Raw genomic sequence first — 15821 nt, 5'->3', positions numbered from 1 at the left:
GAGGTAGGGGCGGCGTAAAGAGGTATTGATGGAATTAGATGAAGCATTTGCCAATGCGGCATATATTCCAGATGGCATGGTATACCCTGATAGATGGGCTGCAGAGGCCGCGGCCTATCGTGCGCTAGGAAATTGTACACTTGATTTGCCCTATGGTCCCGGTGAACGGCATCGGTTTGATCTGTTCCTGCCAGCGTCAAATGCGCAGGGGCTCGTGGTTTTTGTCCACGGCGGATATTGGCGCCAGTTCGATAAATCCTACTGGTCACACCTTGCGGCAGGCCCGGTGACGCGCGGGTGGGCCGTAGCGGTCCCATCCTATGATCTGTGCCCGCATTGTTCGATCCCAGAAATTCGTAGGCAAATTGCACAGTCCGTTGCTGTGGCGGCCGAGCGAATCTCTGGCCCAATAGTGCTCGCTGGGCACTCTGCTGGTGGGCAGTTGGTGGGCCGATTGGCTGCCCTTGGGTCAACTTATGCCTGGCAAAAGCGCGTTGCACGCATCTTTATGATTTCTCCGGTATGTGATCTGTCACCGCTCATGCGTACGTCCATGAACGAGGATCTAAAGATAGATGCGGATATCGCGGCAGTTGAAAGCCCATTGAATTTGGCCGCACCATCCTGTCCGGTCACAATCTGGGTTGGTGCGGATGAAAGGCCTATTTTTATTGGGCAATCTCAAGACTTGGCGCAGGCGTGGCGCGCTGATCTTAGGGTTGAAGGAGGGAAGCACCATTTTGATGTCATCTCCGATATGACCGACCCGAGGAGCGAGATGTCGCGCATATTATGCGGTGAAATGTAACCCCGATGCTTTCGCCTGACGCTTCATTTAGTCTTGAATCGTGGTTGCACCACTAGATACGCGCGTTTTGGCGTGGTAGGCGTTCATTGATTGTAAATCTCACGTTGTTAGATTTGGCGCGTGGATGTCGTTGTGAGGGCGAAATGAAGACTAGCAAGTTTACACGGGCCGGGGCCCTTATTTTGATCGCAGGCGCATTAACTGCATGTGAGGCATCACGTAAAGATGGCACCACGGTTGACGGCGGGCTTGATGGCGGGCCACTTCCTGATGGTGTCGCGTCAATTTGGGTCGATCCTGATGGGTGTCAGCACTGGTATGTGGATGATGGTATCGAAGGGTATATGTCTCCGCGACTACATCGTGACGGCACACCTTATTGCCGTGAGGAACGTGGTATGATCACGCTCAAGGATGGTAGCACAATGTTGGCAGAGCCCGAGCCAACACGCTAACCGAAAACCTCAAATGATAAGTGGTGAAAGGCGCCCATCAGGCGCCTTTTTGCATTTATCGCATCGGACTGAAATGCGCGTTTGTCATAGTGCAATCACGAATAACGTCCGCCCCGCAGTCGCGGAATTCTAAATCGCGGGTCATGCAAATCCGTGCTTCTTGGATATAGCTAGATTTGCATGTGATCGTGATTTGATCGGCAGAGAGTGCTGAATTGTCCTTGAGGAACGCTTCTTCGATTACGCTGGCAGGCACGGTGATCTCGCGGTCAATCGTCCGAAATACAGGGGGACGGGTGACGCGTGCGTAGGCTTCGCGCGATAATGCATAATAATCCTCTGAGGAAAGCCCCGTGCAGACCCCATGTTTACGCCATTGATGCCATGCGAGGCCTGACGTGCCCATAATATCAGCCATTTCGCCGGTTTGACGACGGCTTGGGGCGCGATGCGGTGTATGGCAAAACGATGGATAGCCGCGTTCGTATTGTGGCCAAAGCCCGTGGAGTATCCATCCAAAATCTTCTGCTTCGTCACATTGTGGTGAATTGCGCGCATCCCCTTCGAGGGCACACCAATTGGCCGACCACGAGAGGGATAATACATAGTAATCGAACTCTCCGGCTGTACCGTCAGCATAGGCGGGCGAGGTCATCAACATCATCAGGGCAAACAGCCGTCGCATTTTGATCTTTCCTAAAGTCGTTTTCCTTACTATATAGGGTTCAAGTTCCCCGACAATGCGAACCCGACTGATCCGTCAGTCTGCCCAGTTTAAGGGCGCAGGCGAAGCTTGTCTGAAATTTCGATGGAGACGAAAGATGTCCGATACACCGATTATGGCCAAAGCCACCGCTGTTTGGCTCTGCGACAATACCACCATCACCTTTAAGCAGATCGCTGATTTTTGCGGCCTGCATGAACTAGAGGTGCAGGGTATTGCTGATGGCGATGTGGCCGTTGGCGTAAAAGGGTTCGATCCGATTGCAAACAAGCAATTGACGCAAGAAGAGATCGACAAAGCCGAAGCAAACCCACTGCACAAACTCAAGCTGCTGTTTAACCCAGCTTCTGCTGGTGAACAAAAGCGTCGCGGTCCACGTTACACGCCGCTGTCGAAACGTCAGGACCGTCCCGCGTCAATCTTTTGGCTGGTAAAGTTCCACCCAGAGCTATCAGACGCGCAGATCAGCAAGCTGGTCGGTACGACCAAACCGACAATTCAGGCGATCCGTGAGCGCACTCACTGGAACATCAGCAATATCGAACCGATTGATCCGGTTGCGCTGGGCCTGTGTAAACAGTCCGAGCTTGACGCCGCTGTGCAAAAAGCCAACGCAAAGAAAGCTGCAGAAGGTGGCGCAATGTCAGATGACGAGCGCCGTAAACTGGTTAGCACCGAGCAATCCTTGGGCATGGAGCCAGAGCCAAAGATCCCTGCGGCCATTTCTGGCCTTGAGACATTCAGCCTATCTGACCCGCGTGACGAAGAAGAAGACGGCGAGGGCGAAGATCGTGATGCGAATTTTGCCGATGCGGATAGCTTCTTTAATCTGCCAGACGATAACGAAGAAAACTAAGATGATGACGCCACCCCACGGGGTGGCGTTTTGCTTATGCGGGTCGGCGCGCGACGATAAAATAGGGGCCACGCTTTAGACCGAAACGGTCGGTTTCGACAATTTCAAAACCCGCACGTTCGAATGCCGTAGATAGCTCTGTTGCCGAGAAAATACCAACATGCGGTGCCTTACCCACCAGTTGCATCATTCGTATGATTGGCGGCAGATACCATCCCATATCGCGCAGGCATGCTGTCTTTGAAATGACGTAACCACCGGGGCGTAACTGTCCATAGATTTGCGATAGCGTGCCGGGCAGGTCGTTGACGAGATGCAAGATACTAAAGGCGCAAATCGCATCAAACGGCGCATCGGCCAACGGTGTTTCAGCAGCGACTTGTAAGAAACGAAGGTTGCCCTGCGGTGCTTTGGAGAGCTTTTCTTCGGCTATTTTGATCATCTCTCCGGAAAAATCGGTTGCCGTATAGTTTGCGACATATGGGGCAAGCCTCATCGCGGTGCTGCCTGTGCCACACCCGATCTCGAGCAGGTGGTCGTTTTTTGTAAGGTAGCTTTGTGTGCGTTCTAACGTGGTTTCGTAGACAGGGATATTTGCGACGGGCGAAGCTGCATATTTTTGTGCGGTCTTGTCCCAAAATGAATTTGCGGCTGACATGGGGGAATTCCTAGTTGATGTGAATGCGCTCAGAATATCCATACGTAGAAATATATAAATTGCCGAATTTTGCCTTATCATTATACATATTTGTATGAATTGGCAGGCTGTCTCATTTGATTGGAACCAAATCCGTGCATTCCTCGCGACGGCCGAAGAGGGGTCGCTTAGCGCGGCGGCGCGTGCATTGGGGACCACGCAGCCAACTGTCGGGCGGCAGGTTGCCGCGCTCGAGACGGCATTGGGCGTGACGCTGTTTGAGCGGCTGGGTAAGACGCTCCGGATCACTGACGCCGGGCAAGAATTGCTGGCACATGTCCAAGACATGGCCGAGGCTGCAAGTCGGGTTTCGATGGTGGCTGCTGGGCAATCACAGGCGGTATCGGGGCGCGTATCCATTACCGCCGCCGATATTTTTGCAGCAGCCTACCTGCCTCCGATCTTGCGCGATTTGCGCCGGATTGCGCCGCAGATTGACATCACTGTCATCGCGAGCAGTCAGGTCGAAAATCTCGCGCGCCGTGATGCTGATATCGCGATACGACATGTGCGCCCTGAACAACCAGATTTGGTCGCTCGGTTGATTGGTACGTTTGAGGCTGGGTTCTTTGCTGCGACCAGCTATTTGGATTTGATGGGCCGACCGCAAAGCGTGCATGACCTGGGCGCGCACCGCTTTATCGGTGCGACGGATTTGGACGATATGCGCGGGTTCTATGAACGCTATGGGGTTCGGGTGCGGGATGAACAGTTTTCATATCAAACGGAAAATGGCGTGGTGATGTGGGAAATGATGCGCGTGGGGCTCGGGATCTGCACCATGCCCACCGGTATTTGGCAAAATACGGCGGGTGTTGAACGCGTGTTGCCTGCGCTCGAGCCCTTTACCTTTCCGATCTGGCTCGTTGCGCATCGTGAATTACACACAAGCCGCAAAATTCGCGTTGTTTACGATGCGTTGGCCGAGGCGCTGACAAGGCTACGTTTCGGCTAGAGCGCCTTGCGGGCATTCAGTGCAGCAGTGATTGTTCCATCATCCAGATAGTCCAACTCCCCACCAACGGGGACGCCCTGCGCCAGTGACGTAACCTGTACCGTCGGGAGTTGATCCGCGATGTAATGTGCTGTTGTTTGCCCATCAATCGTCGCGCCTAGGGCGATGATCACCTCTGTTACCTCTTCGGTTTTGACACGGTCCATCAATTGCGGAATGCGCAATTCTTCTGGGCCGATGGCGTCGAGCGCCGATAATGTGCCGCCCAAGACATGATAGCGGCCTTGGAATACTTTGGCGCGTTCCATCGCCCAAAGGTCGGCCACGTCCTCGACTACGGCGATCTGCCCATTTGCGCGCTTTTCCGATTGGCAAATATCGCAAATGTCCGAAGTGCATATGTTGCCGCAGTTCAGGCATTCGCGGACAGTCGCGCCAACGCGGTGCATGGCGTCGGCTAGAGGCAACAGGACAAGGCTACGTTTCTTAATCAGATGTAGAACGGCCCGACGTGCAGAGCGTGGGCCAAGACCGGGAAGCTTGGCCATAAGCGCGATCAGATGGTCGAGATCTTCAGTGCCGTTTGTCATTGCGTTCCCGGTGTAGCGAACAAATTTAGCTAAATTTGTTCTGTCCCTGAATTTAGCTAAATTCAGGGTGGATTAGAATGGCAGGTTCATTCCTGCGGGCAGCCCCATTTCCTCGGCCATTTTTGCCATTTCCTGCTGGCTGCGTTCTGCGGCTTTGGATTGCGCATCTTTGATTGCCGCGAGAATGAGGTCTTCGACAACTTCTTTTTCGTCGCCGTTAAAGATGGAAGGATCAATATCCAGCGCTTTCAACTCGCCCTTGGCTGTCGCGGTGGCTTTGACCAAGCCCGCGCCGCTCACGCCTTCAACAAGCACATTTTCAAGATCGGCTTGCATTTGTGTCACTTTGCCCTGCATTTCTTGGGCTTGTTTCATCATCTTGGCCATATCACCAAGACCGCCTAGTCCTTTGAGCATGTTCAATCTCCTGTCTCGTTGGGCATCAGATAGGGCCATCCCCACCGATTGGCAACGCATTCTAGTCTTCGTCGAATGGGTCCCATTCGTCATCAACTTCGGGAAGCGCATCTTCGAGCGCGTCTTGGGCCTTGTCTGCCTCTGTGCGGATGTCGGTGATCCGAGCCTTGGGAAAGGCGCTGATGACGGCCTGTACCAGTGGATGCGCCAGTGCCTCTTGTTTAATAGCGTTTTCAGCGGCGTCGCGGACCTCGGCAATTGTGGGTTCGCCACCTTCGTTGCGCACGGTGATTACCCAACGATTGCCTGACCATGCCTGCAAGCGTGATCCCAAACGGCCAACCAGATCAGGTGCGGCGTCGGCTGTGGGGTGGACCTCAATTCTGCCCGGTTGATAACTGACGAGCCTAAGCCCTGTTTCAACTTCGACCAAGAGCTTGACGTCGCGGTGACGGCGGATCAGTTCAACAACATCTGTAAACCGCGCATAGTGTTGCAAGGCATCACTGGCCAGGGCGACTGCCGTTTGTGCCCCAGACGCCGAAGGCCCAGTTGGTCCACTGTGGGTTGGCGCAGGTGTTGAAGCCATCGCATTTGTCGCGCCAGCGTTCGTCGCAGGCGCTGGCCGTCCACCGGATGGACCCCCATTTGGCGGTGGCGTTGCATTTTGCAACTTGCGCACCAGCTCATCGGGTGTTGGTAAATCAGCCACATGGGTGAGTCTGATCACAGCCATTTCCGCGGCCATCATTGCGTTTGGTGCCATTGCGACCTCTTCCAAGGCCTTGAGCAGCATTTGCCACATCCGCGACATCACGCGCATGGGAAGGTCAGCCGCCATGGCTTGACCGCGTGTCCGTTCGTCGGGACTTATGGTTGGGTCTTCGGCGGCTTCGGGGGTGATTTTGATCACGCTCACCCAATGGCATACCTCGGCGAGGTCGCGTAGCACAGCCATCGGGTCAGCGCCGTCTGCATATTGGGCCGACAATTCGGTTAGTGCTTCGGCAGCTTGACCGCGCATGATCAGATCGAACAGGTCAAGAACGCGTCCGCGATCTGCAAGGCCCAGCATGGCGCGGACCTGATCGGCCGTGGTTTCACCCGCCCCATGGGAAATGGCCTGATCCAAGAGAGACGTCGCATCGCGTGCTGACCCTTCGGCCGCGCGGGTAATCAATGCGAGCGCATCATCACTAATCTCTGCGTTTTCGCCTGTGGCGATTTTGCGCAAGAGGACGATCATGATTTCCGGTTCAATTCGGCGCAGATCAAAGCGCTGACAGCGCGACAAGACGGTGACAGGAACCTGCCGGATTTCGGTTGTCGCAAAGATAAATTTGACATGCGCGGGCGGTTCTTCAAGCGTCTTTAGTAGCGCGTTAAACGCGTTCTTAGACAGCATGTGAACTTCGTCGATGATGTAGATTTTAAAACGGGCCGAGGCCGCGCGATAGTGCACGCTGTCGATGATTTCACGGATGTCACCAACACCTGTTCGAGATGCGGCGTCCATTTCCATCACATCGACGTGGCGTCCCTCCATAATGGCGGTGCAGTGTTCGCATTCGCCGCAGGGGTCCGTTGTTGGTCCGCCATTGCCGTCTGGACCGATGCAGTTCATGCCCTTGGCAATAATCCGCGCCGTAGTGGTTTTGCCGGTCCCGCGAATACCCGTCATGATAAACGCCTGCGCGATCCGATCTGCTTCGAATGCGTTCTTGAGCGTGCGGACCATGGCATCTTGGCCGACAAGATCTGCAAAGGTTTCAGGCCGGTACTTACGTGCGAGCACTTGATAGGCGGGTGTGTCGGTCATATCGGCCTTTAGCGTGGATTCTTTCACGCGCCAGCCTAAGGGGGCAGGCCGCCAACGTCCACCTGTTTGACTGGCGTCGGCGGTAGGTCTATCATTTGCGTGTCGGTATCAGGCGGCACCCATGGTTCGCGGAAAGCATTGAGCACCTGAAGCTAAACTGAATGACCCATATCTGTGGTTTTTCTCATTTGCCCGAATAAGCGAACCTGCGGGCCGATCTGGTGAGGAAGCCAATGACAGATCCTTTAGCAGGGCTGCGACAGCAGGCCAAAATTCTTCAACGTCTTTATCAATCTGGCGATGCCAACGCGCGGCAACGTATTCAAATGGTTCGACTGCGTGATGAACCGCGTAAACGTGCCGATTTTTTGCATGTCATCGCCCGCGAGAATGGCTTTACACGCTGGCCGGAGCTAAAGGCCTCGGTTGAGTTGCATGGGTTAGATCGCGTTGCAAAACAGCAGCGCCTGCGTAGTGCGGTCGCACATGGGCAAACCAATTTGGTGTTGCAGCTATTGGACGAGACACCGGATCTGGCGGGTGACGATCTGGCGTTGCAGATCGCACTTTATGACGCAGAGGCCGTCGCAAGGGTGATTGCCCGCAGTCCAGAGCGCGCGACCAAATCCATACAGGGGCGTCGCCCCATGCTGCATCTTGCGTATTCGCGGATGCTGTCGGTTTGGCCGGGCAAAGAAGACCAAATGATCGCCATCGCGGACACTTTGCTTCGTGCGGGTGCCGACGTGAACGACAGCTATTCCGCGCAGCGAGACGGAGCAGAAACATTATCAGCGCTTTATGGGGCGCTGGGTTTTGCGGGGAATATGCCATTGGCGCGTTGGCTTTTGGCGCATGGTGCAAACCCGGATGATGGCGAAAGCCTCTATCATGCGACGGAACTCGGCCATCACGACGGATTGCGTTTGTTGCTTGAGTATGGCGCGAACCCGGTCGGGACAAATGCGTTATTTCGCGCGATGGATTTTCACGATGCGCAAGCTATCAAGCTTTTGCTGGACGCGGGTGCCAAGCCGGACGATGGAATGTCCGCGTTATTTCATGCAGCATGCCGTCAGTCTCCGCCAGCGGTCATTTCGTTGTTGCTTGGGGCTGGCGCGGACACGCAAACGCCCGTGATGGGGACCAGCCCTTATGCCGCGGCAAAGGTGTTTGGAAATGAGGATTTGGCAGAGGCGCTAGCGCAATCGGGGGCCGCTACAGCATTGTCCGAGGTCGAGCAGATATTGTCCGACTGCGTGAACGGTGTGGCCACCAAAGGGCGCTGGATTGATCCAGCGCAATTGCGCGGTGCCTATAAATTCCTGCTACATGAATTGGTTCCAATTCAGGGGCGGATGGATCATATCCGTGCTTTGGTTGATGCGGGTATGCCGTGGGATGTACCAGACCAGCAAGGCGTGCCACCTGTGCAGCATGCCGGGTGGAATGGTTTGGTGGATGTCTTGGAATACTTTCTCAAGCTGGGGCCTGACCTAAGCTATGTGAATGGCTTTGGTGGAACCTTGCTGGGGACAATTATTCATGGCTCGGAAAATTGCCCGGAACGGTCGACACGTGACCATCTTGGTTGTCTGAAAATCGTTCTAGAACATGGCGTTGCCCTGCCGCGCCGCGCGATCAAATTTGCCGGAAACCCAGAGGTTGCGTCTTTTCTTGGGGATTGGGCCGAGGCGCATCCGGGCCAAGTTGTCGGTGATGGGCTTGGGTGATTTTGCGTTGCATAAGATCCCGTTGGGCGGTGGCTGTTTGGCCATTGCCCCGGCACCGGGCGCGAACGGTGACTTTGCGACGGATATTTCTCAGATCGCTGAATGGGGTGCGCGGTTGGTCATCACAATGACCACCGTGGATGAATTGCAGGCATTGGGCACCGCGAACATGCGAACAGATCTGGTACAGATGGGGATCGACTGGCTGCACTTGCCAGTTCCTGATTTTTCGACCCCCGATACGCTTGATTGGTCTACGCTACGCGAAAACGTTTTGGGCCGTTTGGAAAATGCTGAACATGTGCTTGTGCACTGCCGTGGAGGATGCGGCCGATCGGGAATGCTGGCACTACGTCTAATGATTGCCGGTGGCGAAGCACCGAACAACGCGCTGAAAAGGTTGCGCAGCATTCGGCCCTGCGCGGTTGAGACAGCAGACCAAATGCGCTGGGCAATGCAAGATGCGGGCTAACGCTTTTTCTTTTTGGTCGCGCTCTTGATACGTTTGCTGAGTTTCTTGGAGCGGTCCCGCGCTTGCGCAATCGTTTCGGTTGCTTGCGTGTTTTCACGTTTCAGCTTGTTAAACCGACGCAGCCGTTCGGGATCGATTTCACCCGCTTGAATAGCGGCTTGGACCTTGCAACCCGGTTCGCTTTCGTGGGCGCAATCACGGAATTTGCATTGCGAGGCAAGTTCGGAAATCTCAGGGAAAGTTGCGTCAATTCCATAGGCGACTTCGGCAAGGCCAAGCCCCCGCATGCCCGGTGTATCAATAAGCCAACCACCTGTTGGGATTGCGTGCAGCGAACGACCTGTGGTGGTGTGCCGACCGCGTGCATCGTCTTGGCGAATGTCTTGGGTAAGAGCGTTTCCACCCGTAAGCTTATTCGCGATGGTGGTTTTCCCAACGCCAGACGAACCAGTCAACGCAACGGTTTCGCCCGGTCCACACCATGGCGATAAGACTGCGGCCATATCGTCGGATTTTGCGTTGACAGCGACAACCATCAGGTCACGCCCCAATGCAGATGCTTGGCCAATATAGCGGTCAGGGTCGTCGCATTCATCGGCTTTGGTAATCAAGATGACCGGCGTAATCAGCGCATCATGCGCAAGGGCTAGATATCTCTCTAGCCGGGCGACGTTGAAATCGTCGTTGCATGATGTGGTGATAAAGAGCGTATCAATGTTCGCGGCGATCAATTGTTTCTCGCCGCTGTGGAATTCTGTGCCACGCGACAGTTCGGTTTTGCGGTCCAAAACGCGCGTAACCCGATGTTGTTTGGGGATGGTGAGGACCCAATCCCCCACGGCAACTGCTGCGGTCGTAATCCCGGGATCAAGCGTGAGCTCAAGCGAACCTTGCTCTGATAATCCAACGACGCGATCACGGTGCACATTTGCAATGCGGGCAGGGATCTGACTGTTTAGGTCTTCGGCGTCGAGCTGCGCGAAAAAGAACTGCGACCAGCCAAGATCGTCGCGTGTGAGCTGTGTCAATGGATTGTCTCCGCCAAAGGATGATGGCCGCGGCTGACACTACCGACCTCGCCGTGCAGAGGAAAGCGATTTTGCGTGGGTTTCACGCCTGCACAATCATTTTAGGAAAGGTGAGAGGTTGGACATCGACCCAAGTGGGGCTCGTTGTGGCTGCTTCCTTCCGGACCTGACCAGGTTGGCGAGGCACTTGCCCGCGCCAACCTCTCAGGGGTCATATAGTGTTGCGAACACCGCAACGCAAGCGTCAGAATGCAAAACGATAGCGGTCAAATCCGTTTTCTGCTGGCCCAATATAGCTGACCTGTTCGGGCATAAGATCGCGCGCGGCAGGGGCAGATAGAAAGGTGGCCGAAGTTTTTGGCAGATTGCGAAACCGCCAAGTCCGGTCTGGCAAGTCATCAATGCAGGGTTGCTTGCGCAACGAACCGATCAATATTTCACGCAGCGAATCTTGGCTCGCGTACAAGATGTCTGCGTCGCAACAGCGCGCGAACCCTCCACCACCGTTGATCCGGTAGCGATTGGCGGCGACGATAAACATAGCGTCATCCGTCACCGGCTGTGCCTGATAGGTCAAATTGCGAATGCGTTGGGCGTTGGAGTCTTGCAAGACACCATTGGTGCTAAACATCGCGGGTTGGCTTAGGTCGATTTCGTAGGAAAGCCCATGGATGACATCACAGTTATAACCGGGGCTTTGCAGGTTGATCAGCGGCTGCTCGTGCTCGCCAATTGTCACTTGGTGATAATGTGCGGCGCTGCGTTCAAGCCACGCACGAATTTGCGCACCGGTCCGGCGCACGGCACATAGATTATCTGCAAAAGGAAACATCGCAGCAGCATCGCGCAGCGCGATTGGACCTGCGGGGATGTCGATATAGTGACCAGGGCCAGCACGACCGCCAAACAGATAGGGCGCCGTTGCAGTCAAAAGCGGATAACTTGCGGCGGGCGTCCCCATCAGGGCGGTTTCGATGAATTCACGCTGTGCACGGGCGAGAATACGCTGGCTTAGGTCTGGTCCAACGGTCGTAAAGTAACTGTGGATGCGTTTTCGGGTTGAGGCGATGGGTTTGCGGATATGGCTTAGCGTTGCGCTATGGGCTGCACCCACCTCTTTACGTAGCTTTTGCGACAGCGTGCTACCCGCCGGTTGGGCAGACTTGCCCGCGACGAGGCGTGATTGGTGGCAACCTACCTGCCATTTACCGTGATCCCATCGTAATTTGAGATCAACAATCCCAAGCTGGTTACCGTAAAAACCGGGCATAACGGTCGGTTTTCCGTGTAATGTACCCAAAACGGGATCGACGACTTCTGAACTGTCGCGCATCGGATCAGGGAACAGTTCGTGGGTGTGCCCTGCCAGTACCACATCAATATTATCGATTGATGCGAGCGGAATAGCTGCGTTTTCCATCCCATTGACATGATCTTGCCCGCCAATTCCAGAATGACAGAGGGCAACGATAATATCGGCTCCTTCGGCCTTTAGATTTGGGATATTGGTCAGCGCAGTTGATACAATGTCGTCGACCTGAACAACGCCGTCGAGTTTCTCAGGATTCCATTCAGAAACTTGTGGCGGAAGAAAGCCGATGACACCGATCTTAATCGGGCGCGTGATACCGTCGTCGCACTCAATTCTCCTGTCTAGAATAGCATATGGCCGGGATAACGCGCGTCCATCAGTCAGTCGAAAGTTGGCACATGTGACCGGGAACTGCGCATCCGATAAGGTTTGGAGCAAGAAATCCACGCCATAATCAAATTCATGATTACCCAAACCAATGGCATCGTAACCAAGCAGGTTCATTGCCGCGATCATTGGGTGTGGCTGACCATCTTGCCCGTGGCTAGCGACGTAATCGGCCAACGGATTACCCTGAAGAAAATCGCCGTTGTCGAGCAGCAAAGTCGTAAAGTTGCTGTCTGATCGTAGTTCTGCAATTGTATCGGCAAGGTTCACCAGACCAGTCGATCTGTCAGGATGATCGGCAAAATAGTCGTAGTCCAAGATTTGCATATGCAAATCCGTTGTTTCCAAAATACGTAGGTGCCCCGTCGGGATGACGTTCCTATCTTTGCTTTGGTGAAACGCAACAAGTTCGGTATTCATACTGCAACTATAGGCAGTGTTTCGGCAGGCACCAGCGCCCTTTTGCAGAATAAATTGAACTTCTCTCGCGACCGTGCCATTTCGGTCCTATGAAAATTGCAGAAACAGTAACTTTTGGTGGTTCTGGGCTAGATCGGGCGGCACATTTGCGCGCCAAGGCCCCAGATTTATTAACAGATTCGGCAACTCAGGTTCTCTTGTTGTGGCGTGGCAAACCGATGTTGCAGGCCGGAACTTTGGTGCGTGTTCCCTATGATCACCCGGTTCTTCAGGATGCGTCTCGAGGTTTGATCTTTCTAGGACTTGATGAGGGACCTGTATTCGCAGCGGATTTGTCGTCGTGGACGCCGAAGGATGTTGATGCAGAAGCCTTAAACAGCTTTGCCGATGCATCCGAGCAGCACCATCCCGCCATGCCATCAGACGCCGCCTTTGTGGAATTGCGTACAGTGATGAGCAGCCTTTCTGCGCGAGACGCGGAATTGGCGGCGACCGCGCGCGCAGTCTTTGGCTGGCATCGTTCGCATCGGTTTTGTGCGCTATGCGGAAACGAAAGCGAATTTGCCATGGGCGGGTGGCAGCGCGATTGCCCAAGCTGCGGCGGCCATCATTTTCCGCGCACGGACCCGGTGGTGATTATGCTGATCACACGTGGCAATGCGGTTTTGATGGGGCGTTCCCCCGGCTGGCCCGACGGTATGTATTCCTTGCTGGCAGGTTTTGTGGAACCCGGAGAAACGATCGAAGCCGCCGTACGTCGCGAAGTTCTAGAAGAAGCAGGTATTCAAGTCGGGCCTGTGCGCTATTTGGCCAGCCAGCCTTGGCCATTCCCGTCGTCTTTGATGTCTGGCTGCGCAGGCGAAGCAACCAGCGAGGAAATCACCATTGATCCCGCCGAAATTGAAGACGCGCGCTGGGTCACACGGGAAGAGATAGCATTGTCATTCACAGGCCATCATCCTGACATTCTTCCGGCCCGAAAAGGTGCGATTGCACGTTTTTTATTAGAAAACTGGTTGGCAGACCGACTTGATTAACCAATAAGCGCTAGGACGGTTCCCAAAGGATCAACAAAATGAAATTTAGCACGCGCGAGGATATCGAAGCTCCGGCTGACTACGTGTTCAGTCAAGTGAGCGATTTTGCCTCGTTTGAGCGCCGTGCCCTACGCCACGGGGCGCAGGTTTCGCGTGTTGACCAGAATGGGGGAACGCCAGATGTCGGCACCCAATGGAAGATCGCATTCAAGTTTCGTGGCCGTAATCGCAAACTCGACGCGACGCTAGAAGAAATCGAATCGCCCGTCGGCTACAGCGTTGCGGGGGCCTCGGACGGTATGACGATTCGCACGAATGTCGAACTTGTTCCGCTTTCGCCCACGCGTACGCGTATCTTGGTGGGTGTCGAACTACGGTCAAAGTCATTTACTGCGCGGCTGGTTCTTGAATCCATGAAGTTGGCCAAGACCAAGCTGAACAAACGATTCCGCGCACGTGTCGTGGAATTCGCCGAAGATATCGAAGACCGCTACCGCAAAGGCGGGTGAATTACTTTTCGTGCCGTCGCGCAGCAGCAGGGTAGACCCCCATGACATGCAGCTTGTCGGTAAAGTAATTGAGTTCTTCGAGCGCGAGTTGAACGTTCCTGTCGTCCGGGTGCCCTTCGATTTCGGCGTAAAACTGCGTCGCGGTAAAGTGGCCACCAACCATATAGCTTTCTAGCTTGGTCATGTTGATTCCATTGGTCGCGAATCCGCCCATCGCCTTATAAAGCGCGGCAGGAATGTTCCGCACCCGAAATACAAAGCTGGTCATCATGCCGTGCTCACCGCGTTTGCGGTAATCGGGGTCACGCGCCATGATCAAAAAGCGGGTGGTGTTGCGATCATGATCTTCGATATGGCGCGCCAGAACCTTGAGACCATAGATCTCGGCAGCTAGTTCAGAGGCTAGTGCCGCTTGGGTTTTGTCTTTGCCTTCAGAGACTTCGCGCGCCGCACGTGCGTTATCGGTGCTTGAATGCCCATGAATTCCATGGTCCCGCAAGAAACCGGCGCATTGTGGCAAAATCACCGGGTGCCCAAAGGCGTCTGTAATATCGCCAACTGTCGCATCGGGTTTGCCCAGCAAATTGACGTGCACGCGGACAAAGGTTTCGTCAACGATGTGTAAGCCGCTTTCGGGCAAAAGAGAGTGCACATCGGCCACCCGGCCATATGTCGAATTCTCGACGGCAATCATACCCAGATCGGCGTCGCCATTGCGCACGGCCTCGATCGCGTCTTCGAATGTCCGGCAGGGCAGGGGGGCAAAATCTGGGCGGGCGGTTGCACATGCTTCGTGACCGTATGCGCCAAGCTCTCCTTGGAATGCGATTTTTTGCGTCATATTGCGTGCCCTCCGAACGGCACCCGTGAAAAATGGGCGATTGGTCGCGGCAGTATACCTTGCAACCGGGTATGGGAAGCGGATACATACCCTCAAAACTGTGAACTGAATGGAACGCGACATGTTCGACACAATGACTATGACCAAAGTAGTAGGCGGCCTGTGTGGCACGTTTCTCGTTTTCTTGCTGGGCGGTTGGGCCGGCGATATCATTTATGCAGGCGGCGGCGGTCACGGCGACCATGCACAGGCCTACGTGATTGAGGTCGCAAGTGCAGATGACGCTGGCGAAGTGGTCGAAGAAGTCGATTTCAGCGAAATCATGGCAACGGCAAGCGCAGCAGACGGTGAAGGTCTGTGGCGGAACTGCCGTTCTTGTCACTCACTCGAGCCGGGCGTGAATTCAACAGGTCCATCTCTCTATGGTATCGTTGGCCGTACGGTAGGTAGCGAAGATGGCTTTAACTACTCTGGCGCATTGGTTGCGGTTGCTGATGTTTGGGACGCAGATCACCTGAACGGTTTCTTGGAAAATCCAAAAGGCTACGCACCGGGCACTGCGATGGGCTACAACGGGATGCGCAAGATCGAAGATCGCGCAAACTTGATTGCTTATCTGGATAGTCTCGACGACTAATCCCAACTTTGTGATTATTTCAAAGGCCGCCCAATTTTGGGCGGCTTTTTTGTTGTCCAAATTCGCGTGAACTTCGCGTGAGGATGCATTCTCAACTTGAACTTAAGAGCGTCTGTCACGTAGC

Annotated in this window: 17 protein-coding genes and 1 other RNA gene; 9 read left to right on the top strand and 9 right to left on the bottom strand. The window is 54.6% G+C overall.

The annotated features are described in order from the left end of the window. Positions 1 to 28: 28 nt before the first annotated feature. Positions 29 to 808: an alpha/beta hydrolase gene (locus tag TW80_RS08185; RefSeq protein ID WP_045996744.1), complete on the top strand. Its 780-nt coding sequence runs from the start codon at positions 29 to 31 to the stop codon at positions 806 to 808. Between the two features lie 143 nt (positions 809 to 951). After that, positions 952 to 1263 carry a hypothetical protein gene (locus TW80_RS08180; RefSeq protein WP_045996743.1) on the top strand — a complete coding sequence of 104 codons (312 nt, stop codon included), beginning with the start codon at positions 952 to 954 and terminating at the stop codon, positions 1261 to 1263. 55 nt (positions 1264 to 1318) lie between these two features. Here the strand turns inward: TW80_RS08180 and TW80_RS08175 are convergent, their stop codons facing one another. Then, positions 1319 to 1948 (bottom strand): ribonuclease T2 family protein, encoded by a 630-nt coding sequence (locus tag TW80_RS08175; RefSeq protein ID WP_045996742.1) that lies wholly within the window; start codon positions 1946 to 1948, stop codon positions 1319 to 1321. A gap of 136 nt (positions 1949 to 2084) precedes the next feature. On the opposite strand from TW80_RS08175, the gene TW80_RS08170 reads away from it, so the two are divergent. Beyond that, positions 2085 to 2843, top strand: a complete 759-nt coding sequence (locus tag TW80_RS08170) for a DUF1013 domain-containing protein (RefSeq protein WP_045996741.1) — start codon at positions 2085 to 2087, stop codon at positions 2841 to 2843. 34 nt (positions 2844 to 2877) lie between these two features. On the opposite strand, the gene TW80_RS08165 is transcribed toward TW80_RS08170, so the two are convergent. After that, positions 2878 to 3501: a class I SAM-dependent methyltransferase gene (locus TW80_RS08165; RefSeq protein WP_045996740.1), complete on the bottom strand. Its 624-nt coding sequence runs from the start codon at positions 3499 to 3501 to the stop codon at positions 2878 to 2880. A gap of 94 nt (positions 3502 to 3595) precedes the next feature. Between TW80_RS08165 and TW80_RS08160 the strand changes: the two genes are divergently transcribed. After that, entirely contained in the window at positions 3596 to 4495 is a 900-nt protein-coding gene (locus tag TW80_RS08160) for a LysR family transcriptional regulator (protein ID WP_045996739.1), read from the top strand. Here the strand turns inward: TW80_RS08160 and recR are convergent. The 3 genes from recR to TW80_RS08145 form a co-directional block, all read right to left on the bottom strand. Continuing rightward, positions 4492 to 5085 (bottom strand): recombination mediator RecR, encoded by a 594-nt coding sequence (gene recR / locus TW80_RS08155; protein WP_045996738.1) that lies wholly within the window; start codon positions 5083 to 5085, stop codon positions 4492 to 4494. The two genes, TW80_RS08160 and recR, sit on opposite strands and share 4 nt — an antisense overlap. Positions 5086 to 5157: 72 nt before the next feature. Continuing rightward, positions 5158 to 5502: a YbaB/EbfC family nucleoid-associated protein gene (locus tag TW80_RS08150; RefSeq protein WP_045996737.1), complete on the bottom strand. Its 345-nt coding sequence runs from the start codon at positions 5500 to 5502 to the stop codon at positions 5158 to 5160. A 61-nt stretch (positions 5503 to 5563) separates the two neighbouring features. After that, positions 5564 to 7321: a DNA polymerase III subunit gamma/tau gene (locus tag TW80_RS08145; RefSeq protein WP_045996736.1), complete on the bottom strand. Its 1758-nt coding sequence runs from the start codon at positions 7319 to 7321 to the stop codon at positions 5564 to 5566. Positions 7322 to 7554: 233 nt separating this feature from the next. Here TW80_RS08145 and TW80_RS08140 point away from each other — a divergent pair, with 233 nt between their 5' ends. Both TW80_RS08140 and TW80_RS08135 read left to right on the top strand, forming a co-directional pair. Then, on the top strand, positions 7555 to 9054 hold the full coding sequence (locus tag TW80_RS08140) for an ankyrin repeat domain-containing protein (RefSeq protein ID WP_045996735.1): 1500 nt from the start codon (positions 7555 to 7557) through the stop codon (positions 9052 to 9054). Further along, a complete protein-coding gene (locus TW80_RS08135) occupies positions 9041 to 9526 on the top strand; it encodes a phosphatase domain-containing protein (protein WP_045996734.1) in 486 nt (161 codons plus the stop codon). Before TW80_RS08140 ends, TW80_RS08135 begins: the two co-directional genes overlap by 14 nt. Here TW80_RS08135 and rsgA read toward each other — a convergent pair. The 3 genes from rsgA to TW80_RS08125 form a co-directional block, all read right to left on the bottom strand. Then, on the bottom strand, positions 9523 to 10554 hold the full coding sequence (gene rsgA, locus TW80_RS08130) for a ribosome small subunit-dependent GTPase A (RefSeq protein WP_045996733.1): 1032 nt from the start codon (positions 10552 to 10554) through the stop codon (positions 9523 to 9525). The two genes, TW80_RS08135 and rsgA, sit on opposite strands and share 4 nt — an antisense overlap. A gap of 108 nt (positions 10555 to 10662) precedes the next feature. Beyond that, positions 10663 to 10761, bottom strand: an RNA gene (gene ffs / locus TW80_RS17785) — signal recognition particle sRNA small type. 37 nt (positions 10762 to 10798) lie between these two features. Further along, on the bottom strand, positions 10799 to 12673 hold the full coding sequence (locus tag TW80_RS08125) for a bifunctional 2',3'-cyclic-nucleotide 2'-phosphodiesterase/3'-nucleotidase (RefSeq protein ID WP_045996732.1): 1875 nt from the start codon (positions 12671 to 12673) through the stop codon (positions 10799 to 10801). Positions 12674 to 12762: 89 nt separating this feature from the next. Here TW80_RS08125 and nudC point away from each other — a divergent pair, with 89 nt between their 5' ends. Then, on the top strand, positions 12763 to 13710 hold the full coding sequence (gene nudC, locus TW80_RS08120) for an NAD(+) diphosphatase (RefSeq protein ID WP_045996731.1): 948 nt from the start codon (positions 12763 to 12765) through the stop codon (positions 13708 to 13710). A gap of 38 nt (positions 13711 to 13748) precedes the next feature. Then, positions 13749 to 14219 carry an SRPBCC family protein gene (locus TW80_RS08115; RefSeq protein WP_045996730.1) on the top strand — a complete coding sequence of 157 codons (471 nt, stop codon included), beginning with the start codon at positions 13749 to 13751 and terminating at the stop codon, positions 14217 to 14219. Between the two features lies 1 nt (position 14220). Here TW80_RS08115 and TW80_RS08110 read toward each other — a convergent pair whose 3' ends face one another. Continuing rightward, positions 14221 to 15060: a prephenate dehydratase gene (locus TW80_RS08110; RefSeq protein ID WP_045996729.1), complete on the bottom strand. Its 840-nt coding sequence runs from the start codon at positions 15058 to 15060 to the stop codon at positions 14221 to 14223. Between the two features lie 121 nt (positions 15061 to 15181). On the opposite strand from TW80_RS08110, the gene TW80_RS08105 reads away from it, so the two are divergent. Further along, complete coding sequence (locus TW80_RS08105) at positions 15182 to 15697, top strand: c-type cytochrome (protein WP_045997106.1); 516 nt, start codon at positions 15182 to 15184, stop codon at positions 15695 to 15697. The last annotated feature ends 124 nt before the right edge of the window (positions 15698 to 15821 follow it).

The sequence above is a fragment of the Loktanella sp. S4079 genome (assembly GCF_000967725.1).
Lineage (GTDB): Bacteria > Pseudomonadota > Alphaproteobacteria > Rhodobacterales > Rhodobacteraceae > Yoonia.
The sequence above is the reverse complement of the archived record's forward strand: the minus strand, read 5'-3'. Positions and strand labels throughout refer to the sequence as shown.